The organism is Nitrospira sp. ND1 (genome assembly GCF_900170025.1).
Lineage (GTDB): Bacteria > Nitrospirota > Nitrospiria > Nitrospirales > Nitrospiraceae > Nitrospira_A.
On the sequence record NZ_FWEX01000006.1, the window covers coordinates 586070 to 598517 of the forward strand.

Consider the following 12448-nt stretch of genomic DNA (forward strand, 5'->3'; position numbering starts at 1 on the left):
CGCAATGCCGAATCTTATCCGGCCACATTGCAGCCCGGCTCATCAGCAGCACGACACAACACTACCAACGATAATGAGCAAAAGCCTTATTGGCTTCGGCCATCCGATGAACATCCTCGCGCTTCTTCACTGACGCACCGGTATTATTGGAGGCATCCAACAATTCAGCGGCAAGCCGATCCTGCATACTTTTCCCGCCACGCGAACGGGAGTATTCGGTAATCCATCGCAGAGCCAGCGAAACACGACGAGACGGGCGTATCTCAACAGGAACCTGATAAGAAGCACCACCAACCCGACGCGACTTCACCTCAACTACCGGCTTCACGTTATCAATGGCAGACTTGAAAATCTTCATCGGATCACCACCATTGGTTTTCTCCTGAATCAAATCAAACGCCCCATAACAGATCCGCTCAGCAGTGCTCTTCTTTCCACCGCCCATCAGGACATTCAAAAACTTCCCGACAAGCTTATCGCGATACTTAGAGTCCGGCTGCGCCTCTCGATGACCAAAAAATTGTCCGCGTGGCATCGTTATCCTATTAAATAAAATCGGTTTTCACTGCGCAATCACGCAATGACACAATCAATTACTACTTGGGCCGCTTCGCCCCATACTTCGAACGCGCCTGCTTCCGATCGGCAACACCGACGGCATCCAAGGAGCCACGAACGATGTGATAACGCACACCTGGCAAGTCCTTTACGCGACCACCACGAACCAGCACAATCGAGTGCTCCTGGAGGTTGTGTCCGACACCAGGAATATAAGTCGTAACTTCCATCCCGTTCGTCAGACGGACGCGAGCCACTTTCCGAAGCGCGGAGTTAGGCTTCTTCGGAGTGGTAGTATAGACACGGAGACAGACGCCGCGCTTTTGCGGGCAGCGCTTGAGCGCCGGACTTTTCGTCTTTGACTTTACGAGCGTCCGACCTTTTCGCACCAGCTGATTAATCGTTGGCATGCACTATACTCTTTCTTGAAAAACAGACAGTTGCTCAAAAATGCTCGTGAGCGAAGCCGTCGGATTATAGAGATGTGTACTACTTATGTCAAGAACGTTCTTTTTCTTTTCATCCATTATTTTCTGGATCAGCGCCGGCGGAACCGGCTGCATGCTGACCCACGGCAACCGGCTGCGGTTGACCACCGGACAACTCCCCAGGGGCCTTGGCACTGGCCACGAACGTTTCCCGATACTCCTCAAATCCGCTTCCGGCAGGTATGAGGCGGCCCACGATCACGTTTTCCTTCAAGCCGAGGAGATTATCCTCGCGGCCATTGATCGCGGCCTCGGTCAGCACGCGAGTCGTCTCTTGGAACGACGCCGCAGAAATGAAGCTATCCGTGGTCAGGGCTGCCTTGGTGATGCCCAGCAAGACCGGCTTACCGAGAGCCGGCTTCCCGTCTTTCTCCAAGACTCGCTGATTTTCTACATCGAAGAGCCCCTTGCTCACCTGACTGCCTGGCAAGAACGAGGTATCCCCTGGGTCCTCAATCCTGACCTTGCGCAGCATCTGCCGCACGATGATCTCAATATGCTTGTCGTTGATCGACACACCTTGCAAGCGATAGACATCTTGCACTTCATCCACCAGGTATTTCTGCAGCTCCTTTGGCCCGAGCACGTCAAGGATGTCGTGGGGATTGGCTGAACCGTCCATCAACGGCTCACCGGCCCGAACCCAATCGCCCTCATGGACGTTGACGTGCTTACCCTTGGGAATGAAATACTCCTTGACGTCGCCCATTTTATTGTCGACCAGCACCTTCCGCATACCCTTCACAAAGCCGCCATACGACACTTCGCCGTCGATCTCACTGATCACCGCCTGCTCCTTAGGCTTGCGTGCCTCAAAGAGTTCGGCAACGCGCGGGAGACCTCCGGTGATGTCCTTGGTCTTGGTCGTTTCACGCGGAATCTTGGCCAGAACGTCGCCGGGATGCACCATCGCACCCTTCTCGACGAAAATGTGAGCGCCGACCGGTAAGAGATAGCGTGCAACCGGCGCTCCTCCAGAGCCGGACACTTTGGCCGTCTTTCCGCTATCATCCTTGATCGAGACGCGCGGTCGAAGCGTGGCCCCGCTCTGCTCGATGATGACCTTGCGTGACAGTCCGGTCACTTCGTCGAATTCTTCCTTCATGGTGACGCCTTCGAGAATGTCGCCATAGGCGACCTTTCCGCCAGTCTCGGTCAGGATGGTCAACGAATAAGGATCCCATTCGACCAATTTCTGACCAACGTCAACCCGATCGCCATCCTTCACCTTGATCTTGGCGCCATAGACAACCGGATATTTTTCGCGTTCGCGACCGCTGTCGTCAACGATCGCGATTTTGGCGTTGCGGTTCATGACAACCCATTCGCCCTCTTTGTTCCGAACCGCAATGCCCGCATTGTGCACATCGGCATTTTTCTTCGCATCCAGGCTCATGTATTTCAAATGACCCGCGTGCTTGGCCTCCAACACCGTCTGTTCGACCACTTTACTGGCCGTACCACCGATATGGAATGTACGCATCGTCAACTGAGTACCAGGCTCGCCGATGGATTGCGCCGCAATGACTCCAACAGGCTCGCCTTTTTCAACAAGACGTCCGCGGGAGAGATCACGTCCGTAGCAGAGTCGGCAGACGCCACGAGCAGATTGGCAGGTCAGCACTGATCGGATTTTGACCCGATCGACGCCGGCTTCCACCACCGCCTTCGCCTGCTCTTCGTCGATTTCTTCGTTGAAGGAAACGATGATCTCACCCGTCACCGGATCGCGAATGTCCTCGCCGGCAAGCCGGCCAAGGAGGCGCTCTTCCAAGGGCTGAATGATTTCTCCGCCTTCGAGGAGGGCACTCACCAAGATACCATCCGTCGTGCCGCAATCCTCCTCGGTCACGATGACGTCCTGGGCGATGTCGACCAATCGACGCGTCAGATAACCTGAATTGGCCGTCTTGAGCGCCGTGTCCGCCAAACCTTTTCGGGCACCGTGCGTGGAGATAAAGTATTGCAACACCGTCAACCCTTCACGGAAGTTCGCCGTGATCGGGGTTTCGATGATTTCACCGGATGGTTTGGCCATCAGTCCGCGCATACCGCCGAGCTGACGAATCTGCTGCGAACTACCCCTCGCACCAGAATCGGCCATCATGAAGATCGGATTGAAGGACTCGATCTTCGCCGGATCGCCTCCGGCGCCCAATTCCTTCATCATCTCATTGGCCACCTGCTCGGTGACGTGCGCCCAAATGTCGATGACTTTGTTGTATCGCTCACCGTTGGTGATCAAACCTTCGGAATACTGTTTTTCGATTTCGTTGACTTCATGCTGGGCCTTCCCGATCAGGTCTTCCTTACGGGATGGAATATGCATGTTATCGATACAGATGGACATCCCCGCCCGGGTTGCATAGTGGAACCCGAGATCCTTGATCTTATCCAGGAATGTCACCGTCTCGCGATGCCCCGCCTGCCGATAGACCGCGTCGATCAGCTTCGACATTTCCTTCTTAGTCATCAGCTTATTGGCGTCCGCGAACGGCATCATCGGAGGCAGAATTTCGGCCAGGATGACGCGGCCGGCGGTCGTCTGCACCATCGTTCCGTTGACGCGGACCTTAATCCGCGCATGCTCGTCCAGCGCTCCGGCATCGTACGCAATCCGCGCTTCTTCAGGTGAGCCGAACAACTTACCTTCACCCTTCGCGCCGACCCGCTCCTTGGTCAACCAGTAACAACCAAGCACCATGTCTTGCGAGGGAACGGCAATCGGTTTCCCGTTGGCCGGAGAGAGAATGTTGTTGATCGACATCATCAGCACGCGAGCTTCGACCTGCGCCTCCACGGACAACGGCACGTGGACCGCCATTTGGTCTCCGTCGAAGTCGGCGTTGAATGCCGCGCAAACCAACGGGTGAAGCCGGATCGCCTTGCCCTCAACCAGGACCGGATCAAAGGCCTGAATACCCAATCGGTGCAGGGTTGGAGCGCGATTGAGTAACACCGGGTGCTCCCGGATGACTTCATCCAACACATCCCACACTTCAGGTCGCTCTTTTTCAACCAGCCGCTTGGCACTCTTAATGGTCGTGGCCGCGCCACGCTCTTCCAGCTTGTGGAAGATAAACGGCTTGAACAATTCCAGGGCCATTTTTTTAGGTAATCCACACTGGTGCAGACGCAACTCCGGCCCAACGACGATAACGGTTCGGCCCGAGTAGTCCACTCGCTTTCCTAGCAAATTCTGCCGGAAACGCCCTTGCTTGCCCTTGAGCATGTCGCTCAACGACTTCAATGGACGCTTGTTTGGCCCGCGAATCGCCCGACCGCGCCGGCCGTTATCGAACAGCGCGTCCACTGCCTCTTGTAACATCCGCATTTCATTGCGGATGATGACACCTGGCGCCTTCAATTCGATCAAACGCTTCAAGCGATTATTCCGGTTAATCACTCGACGATAGAGGTCATTGAGGTCTGACGTCGCAAAACGGCCCCCGTCCAACGGGACGAGCGGGCGCAATTCCGGCGGCAGCACCGGGATGACATCCATAATCATCCACTCCGGCTTATTGCCGGAACGGCGGAACGCCTCCAAAACCTTCAAACGCTTGGCATACTTTTTCTTGAGCGCAGCGGAGGCAGAGGCCTTCGCCTTCACATGCAATTCATCCCACTGCGTGTTGATGTCGACTTTCCTGAGGAGTTCGCGAATAGCCTCAGCGCCGATGCCGACCTTGAACGCACCGCTCCCGTACTCCGACTGCAAGGACCGCAACTGCTCTTCCGAGACCAACTCCTGCTCGCTCATACTGGTAGAGCCGGGATCGACCATGACGTAGCTCTCGAAATAGAGAATCTTTTCGAGCTGCTTGAGGCTCATATCGAGCAACGTTCCGATTCGGCTCGGCACACCCTTCAGGAACCAGATATGCGCAACCGGAGCGGCGAGTTCGATGTGCCCCATCCGTTCACGGCGCACCTTCGATTGAATGACTTCGACACCGCACTTGTCGCAGACGATGCCGCGGTGTTTCATCCGCTTGTACTTGCCGCAATTGCACTCCCAATCCTTGATCGGACCGAAAATCTTGGCGCAGAACAACCCGTCCTTCTCAGGCTTGAACGATCGATAATTGATCGTTTCTGGCTTCTTGACTTCGCCATATGACCACGACCGGATTTTTTCCGGCGACGCAATGCGAATCCGCATCGAGTCGAACGACACCGAGTCGCGCGGCTTTTCGAATAATGTGTATACACCTTCCAAGGTTGATCCCTCCTTAACGGCCGCCTGAGCGCAGTTCTGAGTGGTGAGCTATCCGGCTTCCGATCTCAAGACTCAGCACTAGAATCAGTCCTTTGATTTAACCAGCTCGACATCGAGCCCAAGACTTTGCAGCTCTTTGACTAACACGTTGAACGATTCCGGCAATCCAGGCTCCAGGAACGGTTCGCCCTTCACAATTGCCTCATACATGCGGGACCGGCCTGGCACGTCGTCGGATTTCACAGTCAGGAATTCCTGGAGAATGGACGCGGCCCCGTAGGCCTGAAGTGCCCAGACTTCCATCTCTCCCAAACGCTGACCACCGAACTGCGCCTTTCCTCCGAGTGGCTGTTGCGTCACGAGGGAGTATGGGCCGATCGACCGGGCGTGAATTTTATCGTCCACCAGGTGGTGGAGCTTCAAGACATACATATATCCGACCGTGACGGGACTGCTGAAGGATTCACCGGTACGCCCGTCCATCAACATCGTTTGTCCGCTTGGAGACAACTTCGCCTTCTTGAGCAGTTCTTTGATCTCTTTCTCGGAAGCCCCGTCGAACACCGGGCTCGCCACCTTGATCCCCAACGCTCGGGCGGCCCATCCCAAGTGCGTCTCCAGGATTTGCCCAACGTTCATACGGGACGGTACGCCCAACGGATTCAGAACGATTTCCACTGGAGTTCCGTCCGGCAAATAGGGCATATCCTCTTCCGGCAGCACGCGTGAGACGACGCCCTTGTTCCCGTGTCGTCCCGCCATCTTGTCGCCAACCTGGATCTTCCGCTTCATCGCGATGTAGACCTTGACCAGCTTGATCACACCGGGCGGAAGTTCATCGCCTCGTCTCAATCGACCGACTTTTTCGTCGTACAGGGTCTGCAGGATTTCAATCTGCTCCTTGGCACGGCGCTCGACATCCTCCAGCTCCTTCTGCTCGTCTGGATCGCTCAGAATGATGTGTCGCACCATGTCGTCCGGCAACCGCTTCAAAATTTCCGCAGTGAGCTTGCCCTTCTTCTTCAGAATGACATCGCCCGTCTCAGGATCCATCAGATCCCGTCCGACCACCTTACCGAGTAACAGCTTGCGGACCTTCTTGGTCTTTTCATCTTCAATGATCCGCAGCTCTTCCTGGTGGTCGCGCTGCAACTTCATGTGATCTTCGCTCTCGATACTCTTGGAGCGTTCATCCTTATCCAAGCCTTTGCGGGAGAAGATCTTCACATCGACGACGATGCCTTCCACGCCGGGCGGCACCGTGAGGGACGTATCCTTGACGTCCCCGGCCTTCTCACCGAAAATTGCGCGCAACAGTTTCTCTTCCGGCGTTAGTTGAGTCTCACCCTTCGGAGTCACCTTCCCGACGAGGATGTCGCCAGGCTTCACTTCCGCGCCGATCCGGATAATTCCGCTCTCATCGAGATCCCGAAGCGCTTCTTCACCGACATTCGGAATGTCGCGGGTAATATCTTCCTTGCCCAACTTGGTGTCGCGGGCTTCGACTTCGAACTCCTCAATATGGATGGAGGTGAAGGCATCTTCCCGCACCAGCTTTTCGCTCAACAGAATCGCGTCTTCGAAGTTATACCCGCCCCACGGCATGAACGCGACGAGCACATTCTTTCCGAGCGCGAGCTCCCCATGATCGATAGCGGGACCATCGGCCAGCACCTGCCCTCTCTTGACCGGCTCACCGATCCGGACCACCGGGGTCTGGGTGATACAGGTGTTCTGGTTGGAGCGTTGGAACTTGATCATTTCATACACATCAAGGCCGGAATCGTTGCGCTTGCGGCCCTCTTTGGCATCAGCCCGCACCACAATTCTGGTAGCATCGACACTTTCCACGACGCCTTCGCGCTTGGCCTGAACAACATAGCCTGAGTCACGCGCAACTACGGCTTCCATGCCGGTGCCGACCAGCGGCGATTCAGCCTTCAACAGAGGCACCGCCTGGCGCTGCATGTTCGATCCCATCAAGGCGCGGTTCGCGTCGTCGTGCTCAAGAAACGGCACCAACGCCGTAGCGACGCTGACGACCTGCTTCGGAGACACGTCCATGTATTCGATCTTGTCAGGGGTCGCAGTAATGAAGTCCCCGGCTGAACGTGCCGACACCGTCTCGGACACCAGTCGACCTGAGGTGTCAACCTTCGAATTGGCTTGGGCGATAATGTATTTGTCTCCCTCGATCGCCGAGAGATACTCCAACTCGTCACTGACCCGACCTTTCACAACCTTCCGATAGGGCGCCTCGATAAATCCGAATTCATTGATGCGCGCGTAGGTAGCCAGGGACGTAATCAAGCCGATGTTCGGACCTTCCGGCGTCTCAATCGGACAAATGCGGCTGTAGTGAGAAGGATGGACGTCACGCACTTCGAAGCCCGCGCGCTCACGAGTCAATCCGCCCGGCCCGAGGGCCGAGAGTCGACGCTTGTGCGTAATCTCGGCGAGGGGATTCGTTTGGTCCATGAACTGGGAGAGCTGACTGCTGCTGAAAAACTCCTTCACGGCTGCCACGACCGGCTTGGCGTTGATCAAGTCGTGCGGCAACACGGTCTCCATATCCAGGAGATTCATGCGCTCTTTGATGCTCCGCTCCATACGCACAAGTCCGAGCCGGAACTGGTTCTCCAACAGCTCGCCGACAGACCGCACACGGCGGTTCCCCAAGTGGTCGATGTCGTCGATCTCACCGCGACCGATCTTGAGATTCACCAGATAGCGCACCACCTCGACAATGTCCTGCGCCGTAAGGGTCCGCTGCTCAAGGGCGAAATCAAGGCCCAGCTTCTTATTGAGCTTGAGCCGTCCGACCGGCGACAGATCGTACCGTTTCGGACTTAAGAACAAATTATCGAATAGGGCTCGAGCAGTTTCGACAGAGGGGGTCTCACCCGGCCTGAGACGGCGATAGATCTCGACCATCGCCTCTTCCTTCGACCCGGTGCGCTCCATGTCGAGCGTATCGAGGATGACCAGCGTGGCATTGGTCGTATCCAGATAAATGACCTTGAATTCCTCGATATCGCTATCAAGGATCTTCTCCAGAATCTCTTCGGTCAGACGCTGATTTTTCTCCGCCAGCGACTGCTTCTTGCCGCTGTCGACCAACTCCGTCAGCACCGCGCGCCCCACCAACTCGGCGGGGGTGACAGGAATCTCCTTGATGCCCGCCGCCTTCAGCTTGGCGATCAGAACCTTCGTCAGCTTCGCTCCTTCGCGAACGAGCGGGTCCTTACCGCCTTTCTCCATCACTTCCGTCGAACACTTCAAGCCGTGATGGATTTCAGGATCGAGCTTCCGGTAGAGCTTCCCCTTGGAGACACGAATCTCCTCCACGGGGTAATACATCCGCAACAGGTCGTCGGTGCTATACCCGAACGCCTTCAACAGGATCGTGGCGGGCATTTTCCGACGGCGATCGATGCGAACGTAAAGAATGTCCCGTGCGTCGAATTCGAAATCGAGCCAGGAACCGCGATAGGGAATAATCCGGGCAGAGTACAATACCTTGCCGCTGGCATGGGTCCGCCCCTTATCGTGCGTGAACGACGCGCCGGGCGAGCGGTGCAACTGGCTGACCACCACTCGCTCGGTCCCGTTGATGAGGAACGTACCACGCTCGGTCATGAGCGGAAGTTCGCCGACATAGACTTCCTGCTCCCGAACGTCGAGCACCTTCTTCTTCGGCCCCTTGTCCTCTTTATCGAAGACAATCAAGCGCACACGCAGCTTCAAAGGAACGGCAAACGTCATGCCCTGCTCAAGACATTCCCGTTCGTCGTACTTCGGGGTCCCCAACGAATAATTGGAGAACTCCAAGGCCGCCGTGTTGTTGTAGTCGGTAATGGGAAAGACGCTAGCTAACGCCGCCTGCAAACCCTGATCCTTGCGACGGTCCGGCTCGACTTCCATCTGGAGGAACTCTTCGTAGGACCGCTTCTGGATTTCGATGAGATCGGGAATATCGATGCTCGTGCGAATCCGAGAAAAATCCTTACGTTCGACAAACTCCGAAAGAGTCGATTCCGACATTCGTTAGCCCTCCAAGCTCATAAGGAGATGAACGCCCTGCGCCATCCCAACGGACAACTCACACTGCCGCCCAACAAATCGTTACTTAACTTCGACCTTGGCTCCGCTCTCCTCGAGCTTCTTCTTCATCGTGTCGGCTTCTTCCTTCGTGGCACCGGCCTTGATGGGCTTCGGAGCGCCCTCGACCAGGTCCTTCGCTTCCTTGAGTCCGAGGCTGGTGAGCTCACGCACCACCTTGATGACCTGGATCTTCTTGTCTGCCGGAGCACTGACCAGGATCACGTCAAAGGAGGTCTTCTCTTCCGCCGGCGCGGCTGCCGCCCCGCCACCACCCACAGCCGCCACGGCCACAGGCGCCGCCGCCGTCACGCCAAAGCGCGTTTCCAGTCCCTTGACCAGATCGGCCAATTCCAACACGCTCATGCCCTCGATTGCCTTGATCAATTCATCTTGTGACAACTTGGTTCCTGCTGCTGACATGTCGCCCTCCCCTTTCTTTTTATCCTGAATGGCTGCAATGACTCGCACAAACTTGCTTAACACTCCGCTCAACGCGTACACCACACCGCGAATCGGCCCCTGCATGGCCGATAGCAGCATCGCAATCAACACTTCTTTTTTCGGCAGCTGCGCAATGGCGTTCAGATCCGCAGCCTGCACTAGCCGGCCTTCCAGCACTCCGACTGTGACCTTGATTTTTTCGGAGCGCTTTTCAGCCTGAATGAAATCACGCAAGATTTTCGCCGGAAGAACCGGATCGTCATATCCGATCACCAGGCCGGTCGGCCCCTTGAAATGGTCTTTCGCGTCCGCGAGAATCGTGCCGGTCGAGGCGCGCACGGCCAGGGTATTCTTGATGACGCAATACTCCGCCTTCGCGCCGCGCAACTGTCTGCGCAACTCGGTCATCTGATTGACGGGCATCCCGGCGCACTCCGTCAGAATCGCCAAGCGGGCGCGACCGAATTTTTCCGTCAACTCTGCGATCGCTGTTGCCTTCTCTTCTTTCTTCATGCCTCTCCCCTTACTGAGAACCTGCCTGTTCTCAACTCCACAACTTCGACAGCGCCACAGGATCCAGCTTCACGCCGGGCCCCATGGTGCTCGACATCGTCACACTCTTGATGTATCGGCCCTTGCAGGAGGAGGGCTTCGCTTTTACCACAGACTCCAGCACGGCCTGCGCATTGTCATACAGCTTCTGAACGTCAAACGAGACCTTACCGACAGGCACTTGCACGATTCCGGCTTTCTCGACCTTGAACTCGACACGGCCCTTGCGAATTTCACTGACGGCCTTGCCGACCTCAAACGTGACCGTGCCGGTCTTCGGATTGGGCATCAGCCCGCGGGGACCGAGCACCTTTCCAAGCTTACCGACAGAGGCCATCAGATCAGGCGTGGAGATCGCGCAATCAAACTCCATCCACCCGCCCTTGATCTTTTCCATCAGGTCATCCGAGCCCACGTGATCAGCGCCCGCCTGGCGAGCCTCCTGCTCTTTTTCGCCCTTGGCAAATACGAGCACACGGAGCTTCTTACCCGTCCCATGCGGCAACGCCGTGGTCCCGCGCACCATCTGATCCGACCGCTTGGGATCAATCCCCAGACGAATCGCCAGATCGACGGACTCATCGTACTTGGCAAAGGCCGCCTGCTTGACAGCCTCGACTGCCTCTTTCAATCCATAAAACCTGGGCTCGATCTTTTCTTGAGCCGCGGTCAATTTCTTTCCCATACTACTGCTCCTTCACATCCGCCGGAGGTTCACTCTGCAGAAACTTACTGGACGGTGATACCCATGCTACGCGCAGTCCCCTGGATAATCTTGATGGCGCCCTCAAGATCGGCCGCATTCAGGTCGGACAACTTCTTCTGCGCGATTTCACGGACCTGGGCCTGACTCACTTTCCCCACCTTGTCCTTATGCGGCACGCCCGATCCCTTAATGATCCCGGCGGCCTTCTTCAGTAGGTCCGATGCCGGAGGCGTCTTCATGATGAAGGTAAAGCTCCGGTCCTTATAGACCGTAATGATCACCGGGATGATGCTATCCCCGTCCTTCTGCGTTTTGGCGTTAAACTGCTTGCAGAACTCCATAATGTTCACGCCGTGCTGACCCAATGACGGACCAACGGGCGGAGCAGGATTGGCCTTGCCGGCCGGAATCTGCAATTTAATCTGCGCTGATACTTCCTTGGCCATGAGTTACTCCCTGAGAACTGCGGACTGAGCACGAGGGCTGAGAACGGCTCTCAGTCCACCATCTCGAATCCAGTGACCTCAAATACGTTCGACCTGCAAGAAACCAAGCTCGACCGGCGTAGACCGGCCAAAAATACTCACAAAAACTTTTACCCGGCTATGATCGGCATCCACGTCATCGACCGCGCCATTAAAGCCGAGGAACGGACCATCCACAATGCGAACATTGTCGCCCTTGATAAACCGGACCTGCTCGCGCGGTCCCGCCGCACCGGCATCCACCTGCTTCAGCAAGGAATCGACCTCTTCGGAAGACAGCGGAGTGGGCTGAGCCCCCCCACCGACGAACCCAGTCACCTTGGGAGTCTCCTTGATCATCTGCAAGGTTTCGTCAGCGAGCGGCGCTTCCAGCTCGATCAAGACATACCCCGGGAAAAATTTTCTCCGGGACGTACGTCGCTTTCCATCCTTGATCTCGATCACATCTTCCGTGGGAACCAAGACCTGCCCAAGTCGCTCGGTGAGCCCCATTTGACTTGCGCGCTCAAGGAGACTGGTCTTCACGCGACCCTCAAACCCCGCATAGGTATGGATGACGTACCAGTTCTTATTGCTCATCATCTCCTCTCAGCTGAACATCCAGCATCGTATCGTCCGGGCAACGCCGGACCTGTCCAGCCGCACCACGCAACTAAATGACCTTGCGCATCAGCCAGCCCAGCACGGAATCCATCATCGACAGATAAAGGGACATGAGGATACAGAACACGATCACGACCGTGGTGGCGCCGACCGTTTCCGCTCTCGTCGGGAAAGAGACCTTCTTGAGCTCACCGCGCACACCGTCGATGAATTCTCGAATAGAGGCGATCAATCGCTGAAACACGGTTACAATCCTCTCTTAGAACTTCACGGGCACTTGATTGACCAG

Annotated in this window: 9 protein-coding genes and 1 pseudogene; all 10 read right to left on the bottom strand. The window is 56.2% G+C overall.

The window, feature by feature from the left end; translation table 11 throughout:
• Positions 1 to 61: 61 nt before the first annotated feature.
• The 10 genes and pseudogenes from rpsG to secE all read right to left on the bottom strand — a co-directional run bounded on the left by rpsG (position 62) and on the right by secE (position 12403).
• Positions 62 to 535, bottom strand: coding sequence for a 30S ribosomal protein S7 (rpsG, locus tag NSND_RS07370; protein WP_013247883.1), 474 nt, complete (start codon positions 533 to 535; stop codon positions 62 to 64).
• A gap of 61 nt (positions 536 to 596) precedes the next feature.
• A complete protein-coding gene (rpsL, locus tag NSND_RS07375; protein WP_013247882.1) occupies positions 597 to 968 on the bottom strand; it encodes a 30S ribosomal protein S12 in 372 nt (123 codons plus the stop codon).
• A gap of 109 nt (positions 969 to 1077) precedes the next feature.
• A complete protein-coding gene (gene rpoC / locus NSND_RS07380; RefSeq protein WP_080878371.1) occupies positions 1078 to 5268 on the bottom strand; it encodes a DNA-directed RNA polymerase subunit beta' in 4191 nt (1396 codons plus the stop codon).
• Between the two features lie 84 nt (positions 5269 to 5352).
• Positions 5353 to 9312, bottom strand: a complete 3960-nt coding sequence (gene rpoB, locus NSND_RS07385; RefSeq protein WP_080878372.1) for a DNA-directed RNA polymerase subunit beta — start codon at positions 9310 to 9312, stop codon at positions 5353 to 5355.
• Positions 9313 to 9393: 81 nt separating this feature from the next.
• Positions 9394 to 9792 carry a 50S ribosomal protein L7/L12 gene (gene rplL / locus NSND_RS21640; RefSeq protein WP_235000332.1) on the bottom strand — a complete coding sequence of 133 codons (399 nt, stop codon included), beginning with the start codon at positions 9790 to 9792 and terminating at the stop codon, positions 9394 to 9396.
• 27 nt (positions 9793 to 9819) lie between these two features.
• A pseudogene (gene rplJ, locus NSND_RS21645) lies at positions 9820 to 10326 on the bottom strand (50S ribosomal protein L10); the annotation flags it as partial.
• Between the two features lie 31 nt (positions 10327 to 10357).
• Positions 10358 to 11050, bottom strand: coding sequence for a 50S ribosomal protein L1 (rplA, locus tag NSND_RS07395; RefSeq protein ID WP_080878374.1), 693 nt, complete (start codon positions 11048 to 11050; stop codon positions 10358 to 10360).
• A 44-nt stretch (positions 11051 to 11094) separates the two neighbouring features.
• Positions 11095 to 11517, bottom strand: coding sequence for a 50S ribosomal protein L11 (gene rplK / locus NSND_RS07400; RefSeq protein WP_013247876.1), 423 nt, complete (start codon positions 11515 to 11517; stop codon positions 11095 to 11097).
• Positions 11518 to 11595: 78 nt separating this feature from the next.
• The gene (gene nusG, locus NSND_RS07405; RefSeq protein ID WP_013247875.1) at positions 11596 to 12135 is read right to left on the bottom strand and encodes a transcription termination/antitermination protein NusG; all 540 of its coding nucleotides are present in this window, start codon (positions 12133 to 12135) and stop codon (positions 11596 to 11598) included.
• Positions 12136 to 12208: 73 nt separating this feature from the next.
• Entirely contained in the window at positions 12209 to 12403 is a 195-nt protein-coding gene (gene secE / locus NSND_RS07410) for a preprotein translocase subunit SecE (protein ID WP_080878375.1), read from the bottom strand.
• Positions 12404 to 12448: the final 45 nt, after the last annotated feature.

What these genes read in the sequence shown, in the direction of transcription:
- rplA (WP_080878374.1), bottom strand. Translation starts at nt 11,050, where the DNA reads ATGGGAAAGAAATTGACCGCGGCTCAAGAAAAGATCGAGCCCAGGTTT.
- nusG (WP_013247875.1), bottom strand. Translation starts at nt 12,135, where the DNA reads ATGAGCAATAAGAACTGGTACGTCATCCATACCTATGCGGGGTTTGAG.
- rpoB (WP_080878372.1), bottom strand. Translation starts at nt 9,312, where the DNA reads ATGTCGGAATCGACTCTTTCGGAGTTTGTCGAACGTAAGGATTTTTCT.
- rplL (WP_235000332.1), bottom strand. Translation starts at nt 9,792, where the DNA reads ATGTCAGCAGCAGGAACCAAGTTGTCACAAGATGAATTGATCAAGGCA.
- rplK (WP_013247876.1), bottom strand. Translation starts at nt 11,517, where the DNA reads ATGGCCAAGGAAGTATCAGCGCAGATTAAATTGCAGATTCCGGCCGGC.
- rpsL (WP_013247882.1), bottom strand. Translation starts at nt 968, where the DNA reads ATGCCAACGATTAATCAGCTGGTGCGAAAAGGTCGGACGCTCGTAAAG.
- rpsG (WP_013247883.1), bottom strand. Translation starts at nt 535, where the DNA reads ATGCCACGCGGACAATTTTTTGGTCATCGAGAGGCGCAGCCGGACTCT.